Here is a 20,818-nt window from a genome sequence, read left to right as displayed (position 1 = left end):
AACTATAGACAATATTGATGGCGGACAAAGGGGAATCACATAGATGATTAAAATTCAGAAGCTGACCAAGCAAGTGGGTCCTGAGCGCACCCCGTTACTTCGAGGAATTGATGCTGAAATTCATCAGGGCGAGCTCATTGCCATAGTGGGACCAAGCGGGAGTGGCAAAACAACGCTGCTTCGTTGTCTTGCTTTGCAAGAACCATGGCAAGATGGCAGTTTGATTGTAGATGGCAGTGATGTGCTGAAATCCGGTTGGACGGGCAAGATGAAAATAAAGCGCGAATGGGCATACCTGGAGCAAAATCCGCATCTAAATATGAATCGGACCGCTCTCAAAAATGTGCTCATCGGCAGATCCGGTCAAACTCCATGGTGGAGAATGGTGACTGGTATGGTTCGTTCTGACGATTATATGGGAGCGATGGATGTACTGGAGGAACTGGGACTGCTGGATAAGGCACATGATAAATGCGACAAGCTCAGCGGTGGCGAACGGCAGCGGGTGGCGACAGCGCGTGCTCTCGTTCATGGAGCCAAGGTTATTTTGGCTGATGAGCCTGTAAATGGTCTTGATCCAACTTCAGCAGCACATGTAATGGATACCTTCCGCAAGCTGGCTTCGGATGAACGGGTGACGGTCATTACTGTACTGCCGCTGGAAATGGCTGAACGCTTTGCATCCCGTATATGGGGACTGAACCATGGCGAATTGGTGTTTGATATCCAGGGCAGACGGTTGACACAAGCAGAAAAGAACAAATTATGAAGGGACGGCAAGTGAAGTGAAAATAATGCTGTTGAGATTGTTGGCTGGCTGCTGCTCCTTGCTGCTCCTTGCTGGATTTTTGAGCGGTTGCAATGTCATTAGCGACCCGGTTTCGCTGATGCAGACACCGACGATGTCTGACGAGAAACAGCAACTGAATGGTGCAGTGATTACGCAACTAGGAGGGGTGCAGCCGCTAAGGCCGAATGACCCGGATGACCCGACACCCATCCGGACGGGGGATTTGAACAATGATGGCACAGACGAGGCAGTGCTCTTTTATGAAACGCCGGATGAAAGTGTAAAAATACACGGTGCCTTGTTTGAGGATCAGGGTGGGACATGGGTAAAGAAACTGACGTTTGATGGAGAAGGCACCGTATTGGAATCATTTAAGCTCGTGGACTTAACGAATGACGGTACGCTCGATATTGTTGCGGGTTTTTCGAGCGGAGATAGTGGTGACAACGTTGATCAGAAGGGGCTTATCGTATACTCTTACACTGGAGGAACCCTTGAGAAAATATATGCCACAGGCTATACGGATTTTGTCGTAGACGATTTCAAGCATAACAAGATGGATTTGAACGGGGATAAGCTGAATGACTTGACGATTATTTTGCTCCGTCGCAATGAATTCTTTACGGTCAAAACATTCCAATTCAGCGGAGGAACCTTTAAGGAAATTGGATCGCTGGATTTGGACAGTCAGGTCTTAAGTGTCTATAATGTCGTCGCTGGCAAGGTAGCAGAGGGTAGGCAGGGGATCATTATTGACACCAAAATTGCCCAGACCACTACCGTTTCCAATGTCATTGTGATGGATCACGGCAAGCTCAGGAAACTTAATCTTATGGATGTTACCTTCAAGGATGCGACCATCGCCAGTGGTGATGTGGATGGTGACGGAATTTTGGAATTTGGTAATTTGGAGAAGCCTAAAGGCTGGAGCAACAAGCCGCTGGATGAGGTTCCGTATTTTGTATCGTTCTATCAGTGGGACGGGGCGAAAGGAACGGTTTTCAAGCAGCAGCAGTATCGTGATTCCAATGATCAGGTCTATTTCAGGTTACCGAAGGAGCTGCACGGCAAGGTGACCATTGATCCAAAGGTTTCAAGGAAGGACAGCTATTTGCGGTTCATTCTGAGCGATACAGATAAAACGATAGCGGAAATAAAATATTTCTCGTTGTCACAATGGGAACGAAACAACGAAGGTTATAGCCAACTGTGGCGAACGAATGCACAGGTGATTGGCATTAAGCGATCCAGTGAGCTGGAACCACATAAACCGATTAAAAACAAGCTGGGGGAAAGGCAGGTAGAGTAGAGTGAGTAAAGTTTTAATTATGGAGGACGAGGAATCCATCCGTAGTTTTATCGTTATTAATTTGAAACGCAACGGTTTTGAGGTGCTGGAGGCATCGGAAGGGCATGAGGCACTAAATATTTTAAACACGGTGCGGGATATTGATATCGCGCTGCTTGACGTGATGGTGCCCGGAATGGATGGCTTCGAGGTTTGTCGGAGAATTAGGGAAACGAATGAGCGCATCGGCATTATCTTTCTCACAGCCAAGGTACAGGAGCAGGATAAGGTGTATGCCTTGTCTGTAGGGGCCGATGATCATGTGAGCAAGCCTTTCAGCCCGACAGAGCTGATTGCACGTATCCAGTCGTTACTGCGCAGGGTGAATGTACATCGCGAAACGGCAGCCAAGGTGTCCTTCCAGTCCGGTCCGTTTACGCTGGATTTGATTGCCAAGCAATTTAAGAAAAACGGGCAGCTGATCGAGCTGACACCGACAGAGTTTTCCCTGATTCAATTTTTCCTGGAAAAAGAAAACACGCCGCTCAGCCGAGATGTTCTGCTTGACCACGTTTGGGGCAAGGAATATATGGGCGATCCGAAAATTGTGGATGTGAACATCCGACGTTTGCGGCAGAAAATCGAAAACAACCCTTCCGAACCCGCTTTTTTACAAACAGTGTGGGGACATGGATATAAATGGAAAGGTCAGTCTCAATGATCAAAAAGGGGATTCGCAGACAGATTGTGCTGCACTATTTTTTCGTAGTGTTCTTGGCGCTTCTGTTAGTTGAGGTCATTTTCATGCTTCTCATCCGGTCGTATTATTATGACTCCATTTATAAAAAAATCGAGAATCGCATCTCGTCGGTAAGTGAGTTTGCATCCAAATTCAAAGAGCCCGAGCAATCCTTGCAATCGTATTTGTTGAATACATTTTCCCTAAATGGCACGGAACTGCAATTGCTTGATGAACAGGGAAATGTCATTGACAACTCGACGAATTTTGCGGCAGATCTAAGTGTGCAGACGAGTGATGTGACACAGGCGCAAGCCGGAGATACGGGAAAATGGATCGGAAAGCAACCGGGTACGGGGCAGCAGGTGATGGCGGTATCCAAAAAACTGGACAACATCGTAGGAGATCAGGTGTACATTATCCGGTATACAACCTCGCTGGAATTGGTAAATGACAAGTTGTTCACCATTACGGTGTTTTCCGTGGGAATCATGGCAGCTGTACTGATTATCGTGTTTGTAGTGAGTACAGGTCTCGCCAATTCCATTGTCAGACCCATTAACAATATCCGCGATGTATCTGCCCAGATGGCGCAGGGGCGGTTTGATGCACGCATCAAAGGCGATTATCGCTATGAGTTGGGGGAACTGGCTTCGACGCTGAATTATATGGCACAGGAGATTGTTAGAACAAATCAAATCAAGGATGATTTTATTTCATCCATATCCCATGAGCTGCGCACCCCGCTTACTTCCATTAAGGGCTGGAGTGAAACCTTAAATTCTGGCGGCTTTGACCCGGAAGAAACGAAGATCGGGATGCGGATTATTTCCAAGGAGACGGATCGGTTGATCGGCTTGGTAGAAGAAATTCTCGATTTTTCAAAACTGGAGCAAAACGCCATGAAGCTCGTCATGGGAACGGTGGATCTGCGGGAGTTGCTGCAGGAAATTATGCTGAACGTATGGGCCAAGGCGGAAATGAAGCAAATTAAGCTCCAACTGGATTCAGAGGAGACGGCATATCTCGTGCATGGAGATGGTAATCGTCTGAAGCAGGTGTTTCTGAACATTGTGGATAATGCGATCAAGTTTTCGCATGAAAGCTCGATTATTTTTCTGTCTCTGCAACGGATTGGGGACAATATTGAGATATCGATCCAGGATACAGGAATTGGGATTAGTGAGGAAAACCTGGCCAGAGTAAGAGATCGCTTTTTCCAGGTAGACCATCAGAATGGCGGTACAGGACTGGGATTGGCAATTTCGCAGCAGTTTGTAGAACTTCACCATGGACAGATGCTCATCAGAAGTGAACTGGGAGCAGGAACCACGATTACAGTTTCATTGCCTGCTTTGCAAGCTGAGCAGCCCAAGGAACCGCCGCAGCTCATGGAAGGCTAGAATGTGTAACTGAAGCTAGTTACAGATTTCATTAAAACAGCCAGTCCTCGTCATATTGGAGGGCTGGCTGTTTTAAATTTTGCGTACTGTTTATGAAGTAAAGCCTTCAGCACGCAGGCGTGTATTACGCTCATAGGCTTCTTTCAGCATACGAGCTGTTTGCGGACGCACTGCCATTTTGCCAAATACCGTTTCATTGGGCCCGATGACCATAATTTCGCTTGGACTCCCTTTGATGACGGCTCCATCACGAATGACAGCACCCTCGCCGATAATCGCATGCTCAATATGCACGTTGCGCCCGATACGCGTGTCAGGCATAACGATACTTTCTTTAATGGCTGAGCCTTTACCAATCTCGACACCACTAAAAACGACAGACCGTTCAATTTGACCTTCAACCTGACAGGAATCGTGCAACAGACAGCCCATTGACTGAGTTTTACGGTTAGGTACCTTATGTGCACTCAACCTTGTGCGGCGTTCACGCGTATACATCGGCCAGTCCGTGCGTTGAAGATCGATTGCGCAATTCTCTTGCAACAGGTCCATGTGGGAATCCCAGAGGCTTTTAACGGTACCTACGTCCTTCCAGTAGCCCTGAAATTCATAAACGTACAATGATTCTTGATCCGACAGCATTTTGGGAATGATGTCTTTACCAAAATCATGACTGGATTGAGCATTCAGTGCGTCCTCCAGCAAATAACTTTTCAAGTAGTCCCATTTGAAAATATAAATCCCCATAGAGGCCAAATTACTTTCCGGCTTCTCCGGTTTTTCAGCAAATTCGGTAATGCGCAATTCTGCATCGGCACTCATAACACCAAAGCGGTGCGCCTCATCCCAAGGGACCTCCATAACTGAAATCGTCGCCGCGGCTCCTTTGCCCTTGTGGTAGTCCAGCATTTCACGATAATTCATGTAGTAAATATGGTCACCGGATAAAATAAGTACATGCTCCGGATTTTGGCTGTCTATATATTCGATATTCTTATGAATAGCATCTGCTGTTCCCAAATATTCAGCATTATCTGTATTATATGATGGAAGCAGCGTAATTCCTTTGTCGTCTGTTTTGGTCAATCCCCAAGGTGTCCCGTCTCCAATATGCTCATGTAAGGATTCCGCTTCATATTGCGTCAGTACACCCACAGTATCAATGTCCGAATTTACGCAATTGCTGAGAGGAAAATCGATAATTCGGTAATGACCGCCAAAAGGTACGGCGGGCTTTGCAATCGTTGAAGTAAGGGGAGCAAGACGGCGTCCCTCTCCGCCTGCCAGCAGCATGGCAATGCATTCTTTATTAAACATTTCGTTTCCCTCCCGGTTTAGTTGTCTGTCGTAGTACATACATAAACGGTACGGGGTGCTCTTGAAACCATCAGGTGTATAAGATACCCCAAAAACTAAGGTTTATTTTTTTCGTAGTCATTTTTCTGTTCATTGTGGCTAGAATGGGGTAATGATACAAACATATAAGGGTGGTGACGTGATGACAGAGCAAGCTCTTCCGCAACAGGCTGTATCACCGGAAGATATTTATTTGTTTCATGAAGGAACGCTTTATTTCAGCTACCGATCTTTGGGTTCCCACCTTACTGTGGAGAACGGAGAACAGGGCGTCCGTTTTACGGTCTGGGCTCCTCATGCTCTCCATGTCGGGCTTGCTACAGATCGTAACAACTGGAATGGGGAACAGGATTCCTTATATAGGGTTCCCAAATCCGGTTTTTGGAGTCGTTTTTTTCCGAGGATATCCCAAGGTACTTTTTACAAATACGATATTACGGGTGCAAACGGTGAACGTTTTCTGAAAGCAGACCCTTATGCGGTTCGTGCTGAAGTGAGACCGGCAACAGCTTCTGTGGTCGCTTCTTTAGATGGATATCATTGGAATGATGCGGTTTGGCGTCGAAAACGCAGAGCACCTTATGGAAAACCTCTTCATATATATGAGGTTCATCTGGGTACTTGGAGGCAAAAAGAAGACGGTACGTTTTATACATACAGGGAAATGGCAGAGCTTCTTGTCCCTTATGTGACCGATATGGGGTATACACATATTGAACTGATGCCGCTGAGTGAGCATCCATATGACCTTTCTTGGGGATACCAGCTTACGGGATACTTTGCACTGACAAGCCGTTACGGTGAGCCGCATGATTTTATGTATTTGGTGGATCGTTGTCATCAGGCGGGAATTGGAGTGCTTATGGATTGGGTTCCGGCCCATTTTGCCAAGGATGCTCATGGATTGAGACAATTTGACGGGTCGCCACTGTTTGAATATGCGGACCCGCTAATTGCAGAAAAGCCTGGCTGGGGAACATTGACGTTTGATTATAGCAAGCCGGAAGTACGTTCTTTTTTGATCTCCAACGCGCTGTTCTGGATGGAGATGTACCATATGGATGGCCTGCGTGTGGATGCAGTGACGAGTATGTTACGCCTGGATTTTGAAAAGCAGGACGGACAATATCGTATGAACTCCAAAGGAGGCGTCGAAAATGAAGAGGCGATCGCCTTCCTTCAACAACTGAATGAGACCGTATTCCGCTATTATCCATATGCCCTTATGATGGCAGAGGAGTCCAGTGCCTGGCCGATGGTGACCTCCCCGGTAAGCGATGGGGGGCTTGGCTTTAATTATAAATGGAACATGGGCTGGATGAACGATACGCTTGATTATGTTCAAACGGATTTCGCGCATCGTCAGGATCACCATAATTTGCTGACGTTCCCCATAGCCTATGCATACAGCGAAAATTTTACACTGCCGTTGTCGCATGATGAGGTCGTACATGGTAAAAAGTCGCTGCTTGATAAAATGCCGGGCACCTATGAGCAAAAATTTGCCGGGCTGCGAGTGCTTCTCGGCTACCAAATGACCTCGCCGGGTAAAAAGCTCTTATTTATGGGCGGGGAATTTGGCCAATTTATTGAATGGAAGGATCAGGATCAGCTCGACTGGTTTTTGCTGGATTATGACAGTCATCGGTCTGTACATGCCTATACGAAAGCGCTGAATCATTTGTATATTCAGGAAAAGGCATTATGGGAGCTGGATCATTCGTGGGACGGCTATCAGTGGATTGAGGCGGAAGATCGTGGACAGAGCGTAATTACGTATTTGCGTAAAGGGAAAAAGCCGGGAGATACGCTGGTTGTGCTTATTAATTTTCAGCCCGTGCAAAGAGAGAATTATCGAATTGGACTGCAAAAGGCAGGAAGCTACTTGGAGATGCTGAACAGCGACCATAAGGACTTTGGGGGGAGCGGACAGTTGAATTCCGGAGTGATACGGACCGTCAAAATCCCATGCCACGGACAGCTTTACAGCTTGGAGGTGACCATTCCACCCCTAAGCATTGTTATACTCAAGAAGGCGTCCCGGAGGCCTAAAAAAGTAAATTAACCACATAGGGAGGAAGCACATATGAATATTTTGTTTGCGGCAGCAGAAGCACATCCATTTATTAAAACAGGTGGGTTGGCTGATGTCATTGGCGCACTGCCGAAGGCACTTCGCCAAGCGGGATGCGACGTCCGTATCATTTTGCCTAAATATGCGGGGATTCCTGATACGTATAAGAGTTCTTTGCGGCCTGTAACGATAAAGCATGTGGCTGTGGGCTGGCGTGACCAATATTGTGGAGTAGAGGAACTGACATTGGACGGAATCAAGGTTTATTTTATAGATAACGAATATTACTTCGGTCGTGAAGGCATTTACGGCTACATGGATGATGGCGAGCGTTTTTCCTTTTTTAACCGGGCCGTTTTGGAAATACTTCCTGATCTGGATTTTTGCCCGGATATTCTGCATTGTCATGACTGGCATACAGCCATGATTCCGCTGCTTTTGCATGCCGATTATCGCCATTTGCCATTCTACCACGAAATTCACACGGTGTTTACGATACATAATCTGCTGTATCAGGGGGATTTTCCATATGAGGTTTTAACAGAACTGCTGAACCTGGACGGGAGCTATTTTACCCCCGAGGGTGTGGAGTATTACGGCAGATTGAATTTTATGAAGGGGGGACTTACTTACTCGGATCATGTCACAACTGTGAGTCCAACCTATGCAGAGGAGATCCAGACAGAGTTTTACGGATACGGGTTAGAGGGCCTGCTTCACAAGCTGGGAAAGCAGGGACGTTTGTCAGGGATTGTGAATGGAATTGATACCACAAGCTATAATCCTGCCACGGACAATCGTATTTATACGAAGTATCGTACCAGTTTGGCAAAGAAGAAGGAAAACAAAATTGGTCTGCAGGAGGAACTGGGGCTGCCGATCCGGCCGGACGTGCCTTTAATGGCCATGGTCACCCGGCTTGTCGATATGAAGGGGCTTGATCTGGTAACCAGAGTGCTTGACGAAATCTTATATTATGATGATATTCAATTTGTCGTGTTGGGCACAGGAGATCCTGCTTTTGAGCACTGGTTCCGGGTGGCGGCGGGGCGCCATCCTCTGAAAATGTCAGCGCAGCTCACATTCAGCGAGCCTTTGTCACGAAAAATATATGCTGCAAGCGATATGTTCTTGATGCCGTCGAGGTTTGAGCCTTGTGGAATCAGCCAACTGCTGGCGCTTCGTTATGGAAGTATTCCCATTGTGCGAGAAACAGGTGGGCTGAATGACACCGTGCAAGCTTACAATGAATCCACAGGGGAAGGAAACGGCTTTAGTTTTACGAACTATAATGCACATGACATGCTGCATACGATTCGTCGTGCTGTTGATTTTTATCGCCAACCTGAGCATTGGTCCAGGCTTACACAGACGGCTTTTGCGGGAGAGTATAGCTGGGATGTGTCAGCCGAAGCGTATATGGATATTTACCGTTCGCTAACAAAGTCCAATTGATTGAATTTGACTATGAAAAAAGGGGCATTCCTTTAGCCAGTGCTGGCTGAGGAATGTCCCTTGTGGCTGTAGAATGGGTCGCATGATGAAGCATGCGACCCAAAAAGATCTCCAGGCCAACCACAAAAAACAACGTCCAAAAGCTGCTCATATTATCCATGATGGCTGCTCCTTTTTGGAAAGAAACGGAATTAAGCTTTAGGGCTTCCGTTTTTCAGCAGAGCAAATTCTTCTTTAATTTGTACCAGCAGCTCAGGGTTCGTAATGACATCACAAGCAGTCCATGCCAAGGTTCTCGCCGCCAGGAGCATTCCTTCCATAGCCCGGTCCTGCATCGCCAAATCGCGGAATTCAGGCGTATGCAGGGCATGCTTCTCGTCAATAACTTGAATATAGGGGTGGATAGCAGGACAATGCAGCGATACATTTCCGATATCCATCGAGCCATGATCATCGCCTTCCGTTATGTCCTCCTGGGCAATGCCGGCCTGCACCAAATTTGCAGTAAAGGTATCGGAAAGCACACGGTTAGTCACCATTTCATCATAAGAAGTTTCGTAATTGGAGGTCTTCAGACGACATCCGGCCTGTAAAGCTGCTCCTTCGGCAATTTGAATAACTCGGCGGGTCAGCGGGTTCAGTTCATGACGCGTAGCTGCCCGCACGTAAAACTGGGCGGAGGCGTAATCTGGAATGATGTTGGCTGCCTGCCCACCCTGATTAATAATGCCGTGAATACGTACTGTACTTTTGACTTGTTGCCGAAATGCGTTGATGCCGTTGAACGTTTGAATGACAGCATCCAGGGCATTAATACCTTCATGCGGACTGGCAGCTGCGTGAGCAGATTGACCAAAAAATTCAAATTGTACAGCATCTATTGCCAGCGATTTACCTGATTTCTCGTAGTGGTCATAGGGATGCGTCATAAGTGCTACGTCGCAATCATCAAACAATCCGGCAGCGGCCATCGGAACCTTTGCACCGCGTGTTTCTTCGGCAGGTGTGCCATATACCCGTACTTCTCCACCAATCTCATCGATGACCGATTTGAGACCGACGGCAGCTCCGGTACTCATCATGCATATCAAATGGTGTCCGCAGGCGTGTCCGAGGCCTTTCAGGGCGTCATATTCCGCCAGAAAAGCGACAACGGGTCCGGGCTTGGCTGCTTTATAAGTTGCAATAAAGGCTGTTTCTATGCCCAGCACAGGCGCCTGAACCTCAAATCCGTGAAAGGCGAGTTCTCCTTTTAAACGGGCAGCGGCCAGAAATTCCTCGTTACCAAGCTCAGGATTCGCGCCAATAAATAACGAAATGTCCTTAAAGCGCTGAGCATGCTGCTCAATGGTCTGCTGAATGCTCTGTTTAAAATCCATGTTGAAAACCCCTTTATATAAGCTGTAATGTAGGTACTGCGTGAGGTATGCTGAAATTGTAATATAACATTCATTGCATAATCATGCATATTCATTTATAATGACACAATCTTATTTATTATAAAGAATTTAAGGGGAGAAAAAAAGATTGAAAAAGCTATATCGTTTTACCGCCCTGATTCTGACGGCGGTTATCTTGCTGTTGACTGGCCTTCCCATGCTCACTGCATATGGAACGGAAGCAAAGCCACAGAAAAAACTTGTAGTGGGCATGAGTGCCGACTTTCCACCGTATGAGTTTCATAAAGTCATTAACGGTAAGGATACCATTGTTGGGTTCGATGTTGAAATCGCCAAGGAAATCGCCAAGGATCTGGGTGCGGAGATGGTCCCCGAGGACATGAGCTTCGACTCCTTGCTGCCTGCCCTGCAAAGTGGTCGCGTAGACTTGGTGCTGTCCGGTATGACACCAACGGATGAACGCAGAAAGAGCATTGATTTTTCCGACGTATACTACCACTCCAAGCAAGTCATAATGGTACGCCCGGAGGATAAGGACAAATATCCGACGATGGCGGCTCTGAAAGGCGAGAAGCTCGGCGCGCAAAAGGGCAGTATCCAGGAAGAAATCGCTCAAAAAGTGCCCAATGCCTCTGTAACCTCGCTGGATAAAATATCCGACCTGGTGCTTCAGCTTCGGACCCAGCGTGTCAACGCTGTCGTGATTGAAGATACAGTTGCTAAAGGATACACACTGGACGGTACTGTAACTCTTGCCAAGGCAGTGCCAGATGATGAGGGAGCAGAGACAGCCGTAGGTATTCGCAAGGGGAATACAGAACTGCTAGCCTCTGTAAACAAAACGCTCGCTCGCCTGAAAGCAGATGGTTCTATTGAGAAGTTTTCGACAGAAGCGAGTGCCCTGTCTGCCGATCGTCAGGTTTCTTCCAATAATATTTTTGATATTTTTTGGAAATATCGCAGCTTATACGCTACAGGAATTGGCTACACGCTGTTGCTGTCTGCGCTCGGGGTACTGTTCGGATTTGTCATTGGTTTGATTGTATCCTTGCTGCGAATGAGCGGTATACGTATTATTGAGTGGTTGGGGACGACTTACGTTGAGGTACTGCGTGGTACACCTATGCTGGTGCAGCTCATGATCATCCACTACGGGATTGCTCTGACGCTGGGTGTCAATTTTACGCCACTCCAGTCCGGTATAATTACGTTGTCACTGAATAGCTCGGCATACTTGGCTGAAATTTTCCGTGCAGGTATCCAGGCGGTAGACCGTGGTCAGATGGAGGCTGCCCGCTCGCTCGGTATGGGACGAGGCAAAGCTATGCGCCATGTCATTTTACCGCAAGCCTTTAAGTCTATTTTGCCTGCGATCGGTAATGAATTTATTACGATTATTAAAGAATCGTCCATAATATCCACTATAGGTATGGTGGATATTATGTATCAGGCCCAGGTCATTAAGAATATTACCTACGAAGGATTAATTCCGTTCCTAATCGCGGCCGCTATTTATTTTGTAATGACATTCAGCTTGTCCAAGCTGCAGGGTTTATGGGAAAGGAAGTTGAGAGCCAGTGATCACCGTTAAACAACTGCGTAAATCGTTCGGCAAAAATGAAATTTTAAAGGGAATTGATATAGATATCGCCAAAGGGGAAGTTGTCGTTATCATCGGTCCCAGTGGTTCGGGAAAAAGTACGTTTTTGCGTTGTATGAATCTGTTGGAACAGCCGACAGACGGGGAGATTTTGTTTGAGGGCGAGCCGATAACGGCCCGTGGTCATAATATTAATGCGACACGTGAGAAAATGGGCATGGTGTTTCAGCATTTTAACCTGTTCCCGCATAAAACAGTGCTGCAAAACCTGACACTCGCACCAACACAGGTTAAAGGTCAGTCCAACAAGGAAGCAGAGAAAATTGCGTTGGAGCTCCTGCGTACCGTCGGGCTTGAGGATAAAAAGAATACCTATCCGAACCAGTTATCAGGGGGTCAGAAGCAACGGATTGCGATTGCACGCGCTTTGGCGATGCAGCCGCACGTAATGCTGTTCGATGAGCCTACTTCTGCTTTGGACCCTGAAATGGTTGGGGAAGTTCTCGATGTCATGAAAAAGCTCGCTGAAGGCGGCATGACGATGGTGATCGTCACGCATGAAATGGGTTTTGCACGTGAGGTAGGGGATCGGATCATCTTTATGGATAAAGGCCAAATCGTGGAGCAAGGGACGCCAGAACAGATTTTTGGTACGCCAAGCCATGACCGCACCCGAGATTTTCTTGCCAAAGTATTGTAACGAATTGATTCATTAAGTTATAAAGTAAGCCCTCCGCAGTCAATAGGGTCTTGACCACAGTCCCATGTCTGACAGGAGGGTTTTTTCTTTTTCTGTCACTATTTCCCCATATTTTCGTAACAGATACCGATTTCATAGTGACAAAATTGTAATGAATATAGTATGATGTTCGAGGTTACCAACATTTTCATGCAGATAAGGTTACAAAATTGTGATATTATGCAATAAGCCAAAACTTGCCGGGCCAGCATAAGGCTCATGATATACGCCGAATGCTTGGACCAAAACTATGGGAAGTGCGGGGGACGTAACAACGGCAGTCATTCCGATTCGTTCATAAGACGGATAGGATTGGAAGCTGCCTAGGGGTGAATTGCGCAAGCATAGGGCTTCTCCTGAGTCCGAATCCGACAGCTAACTTCGCAGGCATAACAGAGGAGGTACATATCTTTTGAAACATCTGAAACGTATTGGACAAACCATGAAATTTGCGGTGCTTGCCGCAGCTATTGCAGGACTGGCACAAGCAGCCGGAGTAGCGAATGCCGCTTCGCTGCATACTGCCAAAGAGGGCGATACCTTCTTCTTGCTTGCTCAACGTTATGGAGTATCGGTAGACGAACTGACGAAGGCAAACCCGAATATTGCCCCGGGCAATATATACGCAGGTCTGCAAATTAACGTGTCTGGCGAAACAAGAGTGATGGCTGCTTCGGATTCTAAGCCACAGCTTCTTAAGGAGAAAGCACCAGCAAATGAGGGTCCAACGATTGAAGCATGGGGCAAAACATTCAATTACAGTAAAGTAGTTGATGTTAAAGCTACAGCGTATTCTGCCGCAGCTGATGAAAATGGCAAGTGGGGCGCGGTAGACTACTACGGCAATCCGCTTAAGCTAGGTACGATTGCGGTAGACCCGAACGTAATTCCGATGGGAACGAAGGTACTAGTTACAGGGTACTCCCACCCTGGCCTGCCAGACCATTCTTTTGTGGCCGTCGCCCGCGATCAGGGCAGTGCCATTACAGGTAAGCGAATTGATATCTTTATTCCTGGCAGTAAATCATTTGTGAACGATTTTGGCTTTCAAAATGTGAAATTATACGTTATTGATAAATAACATTGCCCAGAACATAGAGTGAATAAACATAATATATATTATGTAAACTTAATGTATAGATTGTACAATTTAATAAATGGGATCAGGTTTAAAATAGGTCCACACATAAAAAGCTGTCTTGACGAGCAGAATACATCTGCTGGCAAGACAGCTTTTTGGGTTGATCTAGTTCGGTGCTCGCTCCTTAAACAACCCCTTTATTTCCGTTCCGATGTGTGGAGCAGCCGGGGAACTGTAACGAATTTGTAGCCCTTGGCCTTCAGGGACTGAATTAGACCCGGAAGGGCCTGGACTGTGCCTTGTAGGTTGGAGCTTTGACCTCCGCCTGCGTGCATTAAAATAATGGAGCCGGGCCCGGTAGCAGGGATCACATTGCGCTGGATTTGTGTTTTACTGAGTCCCTTCCAGTCGAGGGAGTCTACATTCCAATTGACAATCATGTAGCCATGGCGACGTGCCCACAGGATTTGAGGCTCCGTAATTTCGCCATAAGGTGGACGAATCAGCTTGGGACGAAAACCGGCGCTGGCTTGTAAAATACGTTCTGTTTTCGTAATCTGATTGCGAAAGCGTTCTGGTGTAGCCTTCCTGAAATCCGGATGGGTATAAGAATGGTTCCCTATAGCATGACCTTCACGGATAATACGGCGGATGATACCCGGATGTTTCTCCGCGCGGTGACCTACGATGAAAAAGGTGGCTTTGATGCCGTTCGCGTGCAAAACATCCAAAACCTGTGGTGTATACCTGGAATCGGGTACATCATCAAAAGTTAAGGCGATTTGGCGGGTATGCGGGCCACACATTTTAAAAATGTCGGCATGTTTTTTTCGCAGCATGCCTAAGGTAGGAGCAGTCCGGTCTGTACTTTGATGTACAGAAGAAGTAACAGCCGCTTCTTTGGGATGGGGCGCTCCGATGCTGGGAGGCACATCCGCGTAAACAGGAAAACTCGAAACTGCTAGTAACAGTGCCATACTTGGTAACACTCCTCTGTACGGCATATGTAGTCCCCCTTTCCGTCCAGTGGTACGTGGTACCTAGTGGTGCTCTCAGCTATTATGCACCTGTCCTATTAAAATTATGCCGCTGATCGGGTTAGGCTCATATGCAATGGGATGATAGCATATGATGATGGATATGAGTGAAGATGACGAAGCTAAACGTACATATTTTCTTAAACCTGACCGTAAACAACGGCATTTTAGCAGGTTTTAGCCCCATAACGGATTCGGTATACTGTGACAACTGGTGTATAATGGAGATGCAATTCATAATTGTACAGACATGGAATTGAAGGAAGGATGGATAAAAGTGACCGACTTGTTTACTTCTTATCAATTAAAGGGGCTGGCTTTAAAAAATCGGATTGTTATGCCCCCAATGTGCCAATACAGCGTGGAGGCCAAGGACGGGAAGCCGACGGATTGGCATCATGTCCATTACGTTAGCCGGGCTGTAGGCGGCACTGGACTCATTATTGTGGAAATGACAGCGGTTCACCCGGATGGACGCATTACGGATCGTGATTTGGGTATTTGGAGTGACGAACATATTCCTGCATATCGTAAAATTGTGGAGGAAGCTCACAAATACGGTGCAAAAATTGGAATTCAATTAGGCCATGCCGGTCGTAAGGCTGAAGATGCTGAGCAGCCTGTGGCTCCGTCCTCGATTCCCTTTAGTGAGCGCTTTAAAGTGCCGCACGCCTTGACGACAGCTGAAGCCAGGGAACTGGTTCAAGCTTACAAAGAAGGTGCACGTCGCGCAGTGGAAGCCGGCTTTGACACGGTAGAGATTCATGGCGCTCACGGTTATCTGATCCATCAATTTCATTCCCCTTTAACCAATACCAGAGAAGACGAGTATGGACAGGATTTGTCGCTGTTCGGTGTTGAGGTTGTATGTGCTGTTAAAGAGGTTATTCCTGCTGAAATGCCTGTGATCATGCGGATATCTGCCAAAGAATATGTCGAGGACGGTTATGATGTGGAATACATATCAGGCATAGGGGAACGCTATCGCGATGCGGGTGTGGATATTTTTCATATTTCTTCCGGTGGCGAGGGGCCGATTGGTTCGAGCGGAGGTCCGTCTGCGCGTGCTGGCTATCAGGTGGATTTGGCCCATCACATCCGGGAAAAGCTGAATGTGCCTGTAATTGCTGTCGGCTTACTGGATGATTATGAGGATGCCAGCCGGGTTGTTCGGCAGAAAGAGGCGGATTTGGTAGCGATAGGCCGTGCCATGTTGCGTGACCCCTATTGGGCGCTGCATGCATCGCGGGCGTTGAAAGTACAAGCGGATATCCCGGAGCCTTACCTGCGTGGCTTTTAGATTTTTTTGAAACCCTCATTGCAAGCCTTGCGTAAACATGTGTACAGAGCTTAAAATTTAAGCATTCAACTCTAGGAGGAACTTCACATGTCTATTTTCAAACGATTAAGAGATCTTACGATGTCCAACATTAACGCGATTATCGACAAAGCCGAAGATCCAGTCAAAATGACGGATCAATACATTCGTGATATGCAAGAGGATCTGGAAGATGCGGAGAAAGCGGTAGCCGCTCAAATTGCTATTGAGAAGAGATTCAAGCAGCAATATGAAGAGCAGGCTGCATTGGTGAAAAAACGCGAAGAGCAGGCTCATACCGCAGCGAAAGCACAAAATGTGGATCTGGCCCGTCGCGCATTGGAAGAAAAGAAATCTGCCGAGCAAAAAATGAACGAGTTCAAGGCTGGTTATGAGCAGAACAAAGCGGCGGCCGATAACCTGCGTGGCAAGCTGGATGAAATGCGCAGACAGCTGACAGAAATGAAGAACAAGCGCGAAACACTGGTTGCCCGTTATAACGCAGCTAAAGCGCAAACTGAAATTAACAAAGCAATGAACGGTTTTAGCTCAGATACGGCAACTGCCGGATTGAAGCGTATGGAAGAAAAAATGCTGCAAGCTGAGGCGCGTGCTGAAGCGAGCAACGAAATGTCCTCCAAGGAAAAATCGCTGGATGAGGAGTTCAAGGAGCTGGATAAGAAAAGCGCCGTGGACGATGAGCTGGCTGCTTTGTTGAAGCAATACGAAAATAAATAAGACATGTAATCATTGCCATCAGCGTAATTGTTAAGGAAGCGAAGGAGAAACGTTTTCTCCTTCGCTTTTCCCTGCCCTGAAGGCGTAAAGCAACATAAATGAAGGTCAAGAAGATGTGGAGGATGGGATGAAATGCATTTTTTAGAAACGATGAAGGCGATGCTGGTATGGACTGGCGCAGGTGCCGTTTTGCTGTTCGTATTGATGTATGTCGACTCTTTATTTACGAAGTATAAGGATTTTGCCGAAGTGAAAGCCGGTAATATGGCCGTAACAGTACGATTGATTATGAAACTGATTGCACAGGGGTACATTTTGTCAGGTTCCATTGCTACAGCTAACAATTTGCTAGAGGCGCTTGTGTACTCGGTCATTGCCTTTGTCATCCTGTTTATTTTGGAAATTATTGTACGTCTGCTGTTGCGGTACTGGGCGCAGTTTGATCTGGATAAAGGTACACAGGAAGGCAAAATTGGTTTCGGTCTGTTTTCAGGGACGCTGCATCTGGTTGGCGCCTTGATTATTACAGCATGCTTCTAGGCTAAGAAAGGCAGGGAAAGTTATCATGGGTGTGTGGAAACGAATTTCAAATCTGTTTGCCAAGCCTGAGCCGCCAAAAGCGGAGAAGAGTATGCTTCACTTAAATCCGGGTGATATCTGTGAAGTGTCGCTTGTCACCTATGAAGTGGTAGGCCGGGTACATAATCGTGCCCGGAATGCCGTTGTTTTGACGCTTCAGGATGGTAATCAAGTCAGCTACCTTCATATTGAGGAACGGGAAACGCTCCAATTCGGACTTTATCAGGCTATCGATGGCAGGTTGGACAACCCGGAAGAAGTGCCGACTATTTTGGAATTGGATGATACGACGTATCATTTGGAGGAGCAATATTCTGGGCATGTTACGGTTATGGGGCGTGCTCCTTTCCGGCAGGGTGGAGAACAGCATGTTTGGCAATACCAGTCGGATGATTATCATCTGTTGCGGGTAGAGTGGCAGGATGGCCGCTTTATGCTTTATGAAGGTGAAGAAGTGATTACCGGAGACGTCAAGGTTATTCGGGCAAGCTAGGAGAGGGTTACACATGAGCAAACGCACCTGGCAGTATGCATTAAAGGTCATTGTGGCGCTAAGTTTGTTCGTATCCGTGCTAAGCGGCTGCGGTGCGCCAAATGTAAAAGATACGTACCCGCTGGAATCTGTAAGTGGTAGCGGAAACTCAACCTCATACGTGTACCGGGCCGCTGGCAAAACGGTTCCAGAAGTAGCAGAGGAATTGAAAGAGCAGCGTACACCGGATCAAATGTCGCCGCAGAGCAATGAGCGGATGTTTCTGGTATATAGCGATGAATGGTACCATTTGCAGCAAGACCCAGCCAAGAAGGAAGATACGTTAATTGAGGTCGACAGTAAAAAGTATGTCGAGCAAAATTACAGTTCCAGCTTTTTAAAAGGATACTTAACGGCAACTGTACTGGATGCACTCTTTGATTCGTTGCGTGGCTCAGGTTCTTACCGGGGCTACTCCAGCAGAGATGTATACCGGCCTTCTCAGGGGCAATACCGTGCTCCTACGGTGCAGGAAAAGAAAGCCATTCCTCCAATTACAGTGGAGCGGAAGGGCTCGGTAACTCGTCGAGGGAAGGGATCAGACTCCACTGTCGGATCAGGCGGAAGCTTGTTTGACAGAGGCTCCAGCAGCAGTTCACCAAGCAGAGGCTCGATTACACGTGATCAGGATAGCAGCGGTTCCAGCATATTTGGCTCGCCGCGCAAATCTTACAGCAAGCCTAAAACACGTAGTGGCTCAGGCAAGATCAGTCGACGAAGTCGACGATGATTGTCAAGCTGCTCAAACAGCTCGGGAATAAGATCCCGGGCTGTTTTTTTGTTTCATATCAGGAAGCGGATTTGCCAGAAAGCGGTTTTAGAGTTATAACAGAAAGGGGAACTTTAGAAGAACGGAGTGACATTATGAACCAGACATCATTAAATTTGGGAAAATTCCAGCGTAAAGCGATTCAGGTGGATGAGGCACAGAGCCGAATCGCGGGTCATGTCAAACAGGGAGAACGGGAGGAAGTAGGCCTAGAGCAGGCACATGGACGATATTTAGCGATGGACTTGACTGCACCACATCCGTATCCTCGTTTTCGTCGCTCTGGTATGGACGGTTATGCAATTCTGGGCTCGGACACCGAAGCCTGCTCGTCTGGTCAGGAGATTTGGCTGCGCGTCGTGGACGAGATTCCATGCGGTTCCGTATCGGACAAGCGGGTAGAGACGGGATTGGCGGCCCGCATTATGACGGGAGCACAATTACCAGAAGGAGCCGACACCGTTGTCATGCTGGAGGCAACACAGCTGCGCGAGGAAGATGGACAGACATACGTCGGCTTGAAGAAGCGTATGGAGATCGGCAAAAATGTAACACCGATTGGTCATGAGATTCAGGAAGGACAGCTCCTGCTCAGTAAAGGAACTTGCCTGGGGCCGGGACACATCTCGGTTTTGGCTACCTTTGGTGTACATCGGGTTCCTGTTTACAGGAAGCCACGGGTGGCTGTTTTTTCTACAGGCTCGGAATTGCTTGCGGTGGATGAAGCGTTACAACCGGGAAAAATTCGAAACAGTAATACATATATGCTGGCGTCTCAAATCAGGGAGGCAGGAGGAGAGCCCTTCATTCTGCAAGCCATTCATGATGAGCTCGATCTGGCCCGTGCTGCTGTGCGTGAAGCAATCGCAGCCTATGATATCGTCGTTACGAGCGGCGGTGTATCGGTAGGGGATTATGATATTATGGGTGACCTGGTTCGCCAGGAGGATGTAGATATGCTGTTCAACAAGGTTACGATGCGTCCGGGCAGTGTGACAACGGCCGCCGTGATTGACGGCAAGCTGTTATTTGCGCTTTCGGGCAATCCCGGTGCATGTTTTGTGGGCTGCGAGCTGTTCGTACGACCTACTATTCAAATGATGCTGTCTTCGGAGCAGCCGTATTTGCCAACCTGGACGGTACGGCTGGGCGCAGATTATACAAAGGTGAACAATTTTACCCGTTTTGTACGCAGCTCTCTTGAAATACGCGACGGTCAAGTGTACGCCATTCCTGCGCGAGCGGATGAATCCAGTGTTATGGTGACGATAAAGGACAGTGATTGTCTGATCGTGGTTCCTCCAACAACAGAAGGCTTGCGTGCTGGAGAAGAGGTGCGTGTATTGGTACTCCAAGGCGGCCAGATAACGTGAATACGAAGCAGCCGTATGTGTGTCAAATCGTCGGTTACAAAAATACGGGGAAAACGACCTTTCTCAGTGGATTGATTCGTTATTTGCGGGAGTCCGGGCTGCGCGTGGCAGTGGTCAAGCATGATGGGCATGAGTTTGAGATGGATCATGAGGGGACAGATACATACAAGCACCGGCAAGCGGGCGCCGAAGGTGTGGCTATTGTTTCTGCTGGAAGAACAGCCATTTTAGAAGAGCAGAGTCGACCTGTCAGCGGGCTGATTCGGCATTTTCGGGCCTATGACTGTGTATTGCTTGAAGGCTTTAAGCAGGAGCATTACCCCAAGCTCGTCATGCTACGTGAGCCAACAGATGCCAATCTTGCCGCTACGCTGTCAAATGTACAGGGAATAGCGGTTTGGAAACATCAAATGGAATGGGCTCAAGGCCACTATTCGGACAAAACGATACAAATATTTGCTGCCAATGCCAACGACCAGGCAGGTCGCTGGCTAATTGATCAGATTCAGCAGCAAAGTGAAGCTGTACCGGATGAACGAAACTGAGA

At 47.5% G+C, this 20,818-nt stretch carries 20 protein-coding genes and 1 riboswitch; of the genes, 16 read left to right on the top strand and 4 right to left on the bottom strand.

All coding sequences use genetic code 11. The annotated features are described in order from the left end of the window. The first annotated feature begins 43 nt into the window (after positions 1-43). Genes BAZ21_RS20545 through BAZ21_RS20530 form a run of 4 tightly spaced genes read left to right on the top strand, consistent with a single transcriptional unit; the run spans position 44 to position 4,220 of the window. Positions 44-769 carry a phosphonate ABC transporter ATP-binding protein gene (locus BAZ21_RS20545; protein WP_068504645.1) on the top strand — a complete coding sequence of 242 codons (726 nt, stop codon included), beginning with the start codon at positions 44-46 and terminating at the stop codon, positions 767-769. Between the two features lie 25 nt (positions 770-794). Then, complete coding sequence (locus BAZ21_RS20540; protein WP_068504643.1) at positions 795-2,099, top strand: hypothetical protein; 1,305 nt, start codon at positions 795-797, stop codon at positions 2,097-2,099. 1 nt (position 2,100) lies between these two features. Beyond that, positions 2,101-2,799, top strand: a complete 699-nt coding sequence (locus BAZ21_RS20535; protein ID WP_007432526.1) for a response regulator transcription factor — start codon at positions 2,101-2,103, stop codon at positions 2,797-2,799. Further along, the gene (locus tag BAZ21_RS20530) at positions 2,796-4,220 is read left to right on the top strand and encodes a sensor histidine kinase (protein ID WP_068504641.1); all 1,425 of its coding nucleotides are present in this window, start codon (positions 2,796-2,798) and stop codon (positions 4,218-4,220) included. Before BAZ21_RS20535 ends, BAZ21_RS20530 begins: the two co-directional genes overlap by 4 nt. Positions 4,221-4,310: 90 nt before the next feature. Here BAZ21_RS20530 and BAZ21_RS20525 read toward each other — a convergent pair whose 3' ends face one another. Then, complete coding sequence (locus BAZ21_RS20525) at positions 4,311-5,537, bottom strand: glucose-1-phosphate adenylyltransferase (protein ID WP_068504639.1); 1,227 nt, start codon at positions 5,535-5,537, stop codon at positions 4,311-4,313. A 181-nt stretch (positions 5,538-5,718) separates the two neighbouring features. Between BAZ21_RS20525 and glgB the strand changes: the two genes are divergently transcribed. Both glgB and glgA read left to right on the top strand, forming a co-directional pair. Next, a complete protein-coding gene (gene glgB, locus BAZ21_RS20520; protein WP_068504637.1) occupies positions 5,719-7,641 on the top strand; it encodes a 1,4-alpha-glucan branching protein GlgB in 1,923 nt (640 codons plus the stop codon). A 21-nt stretch (positions 7,642-7,662) separates the two neighbouring features. Continuing rightward, positions 7,663-9,105 carry a glycogen synthase GlgA gene (gene glgA, locus BAZ21_RS20515; RefSeq protein WP_068504635.1) on the top strand — a complete coding sequence of 481 codons (1,443 nt, stop codon included), beginning with the start codon at positions 7,663-7,665 and terminating at the stop codon, positions 9,103-9,105. A gap of 10 nt (positions 9,106-9,115) precedes the next feature. Here the strand turns inward: glgA and BAZ21_RS29105 are convergent, their stop codons facing one another. Both BAZ21_RS29105 and BAZ21_RS20510 read right to left on the bottom strand, forming a co-directional pair. Next, complete coding sequence (locus BAZ21_RS29105) at positions 9,116-9,265, bottom strand: hypothetical protein (RefSeq protein WP_176718185.1); 150 nt, start codon at positions 9,263-9,265, stop codon at positions 9,116-9,118. 31 nt (positions 9,266-9,296) lie between these two features. Next, on the bottom strand, positions 9,297-10,484 hold the full coding sequence (locus tag BAZ21_RS20510; protein ID WP_068504633.1) for a M20 family metallopeptidase: 1,188 nt from the start codon (positions 10,482-10,484) through the stop codon (positions 9,297-9,299). Between the two features lie 148 nt (positions 10,485-10,632). Between BAZ21_RS20510 and BAZ21_RS20505 the strand changes: the two genes are divergently transcribed. The 3 genes from BAZ21_RS20505 (at position 10,633) to BAZ21_RS20495 (ending at position 13,925) form a co-directional block, all read left to right on the top strand. Then, positions 10,633-12,096 carry an ABC transporter substrate-binding protein/permease gene (locus BAZ21_RS20505; protein ID WP_068504631.1) on the top strand — a complete coding sequence of 488 codons (1,464 nt, stop codon included), beginning with the start codon at positions 10,633-10,635 and terminating at the stop codon, positions 12,094-12,096. Continuing rightward, positions 12,083-12,805, top strand: coding sequence for an amino acid ABC transporter ATP-binding protein (locus BAZ21_RS20500; protein WP_068504629.1), 723 nt, complete (start codon positions 12,083-12,085; stop codon positions 12,803-12,805). The genes BAZ21_RS20505 and BAZ21_RS20500 overlap by 14 nt, the downstream gene beginning before the upstream one ends. Positions 12,806-13,074: 269 nt before the next feature. Next, positions 13,075-13,249, top strand: a riboswitch (cyclic di-AMP (ydaO/yuaA leader). Positions 13,250-13,256: 7 nt separating this feature from the next. Next, positions 13,257-13,925, top strand: coding sequence for a 3D domain-containing protein (locus BAZ21_RS20495; RefSeq protein WP_068504627.1), 669 nt, complete (start codon positions 13,257-13,259; stop codon positions 13,923-13,925). A gap of 197 nt (positions 13,926-14,122) precedes the next feature. Here BAZ21_RS20495 and BAZ21_RS20490 read toward each other — a convergent pair whose 3' ends face one another. Next, entirely contained in the window at positions 14,123-14,929 is an 807-nt protein-coding gene (locus BAZ21_RS20490) for a polysaccharide deacetylase family protein (protein ID WP_068504624.1), read from the bottom strand. A 310-nt stretch (positions 14,930-15,239) separates the two neighbouring features. On the opposite strand from BAZ21_RS20490, the gene BAZ21_RS20485 reads away from it, so the two are divergent. The 7 genes from BAZ21_RS20485 (at position 15,240) to mobB (ending at position 20,816) form a co-directional block, all read left to right on the top strand. Continuing rightward, positions 15,240-16,262 (top strand): NADH:flavin oxidoreductase/NADH oxidase, encoded by a 1,023-nt coding sequence (locus BAZ21_RS20485; protein WP_068504675.1) that lies wholly within the window; start codon positions 15,240-15,242, stop codon positions 16,260-16,262. Between the two features lie 87 nt (positions 16,263-16,349). Continuing rightward, a complete protein-coding gene (locus tag BAZ21_RS20480) occupies positions 16,350-17,018 on the top strand; it encodes a PspA/IM30 family protein (protein ID WP_010348252.1) in 669 nt (222 codons plus the stop codon). A gap of 132 nt (positions 17,019-17,150) precedes the next feature. Beyond that, the gene (locus tag BAZ21_RS20475; protein WP_025719331.1) at positions 17,151-17,558 is read left to right on the top strand and encodes a DUF350 domain-containing protein; all 408 of its coding nucleotides are present in this window, start codon (positions 17,151-17,153) and stop codon (positions 17,556-17,558) included. Positions 17,559-17,583: 25 nt separating this feature from the next. Continuing rightward, positions 17,584-18,090, top strand: coding sequence for a DUF4178 domain-containing protein (locus tag BAZ21_RS20470; RefSeq protein ID WP_007432513.1), 507 nt, complete (start codon positions 17,584-17,586; stop codon positions 18,088-18,090). A gap of 13 nt (positions 18,091-18,103) precedes the next feature. Beyond that, positions 18,104-18,859 (top strand): DUF4247 domain-containing protein, encoded by a 756-nt coding sequence (locus BAZ21_RS20465; RefSeq protein ID WP_068504622.1) that lies wholly within the window; start codon positions 18,104-18,106, stop codon positions 18,857-18,859. Positions 18,860-18,993: 134 nt separating this feature from the next. Continuing rightward, positions 18,994-20,271 (top strand): molybdopterin molybdotransferase MoeA, encoded by a 1,278-nt coding sequence (locus tag BAZ21_RS20460; RefSeq protein ID WP_068504673.1) that lies wholly within the window; start codon positions 18,994-18,996, stop codon positions 20,269-20,271. Then, a complete protein-coding gene (gene mobB / locus BAZ21_RS20455) occupies positions 20,268-20,816 on the top strand; it encodes a molybdopterin-guanine dinucleotide biosynthesis protein B (RefSeq protein ID WP_068504620.1) in 549 nt (182 codons plus the stop codon). Before BAZ21_RS20460 ends, mobB begins: the two co-directional genes overlap by 4 nt. Positions 20,817-20,818 lie beyond the last annotated feature (2 nt).

Origin of the sequence: Paenibacillus kribbensis (genome assembly GCF_001705305.1) — a bacterium.
Classification (GTDB): domain Bacteria; phylum Bacillota; class Bacilli; order Paenibacillales; family Paenibacillaceae; genus Paenibacillus; species Paenibacillus kribbensis_B.
The sequence above is the reverse complement of the archived record's forward strand: the minus strand, read 5'-3'. Positions and strand labels throughout refer to the sequence as shown.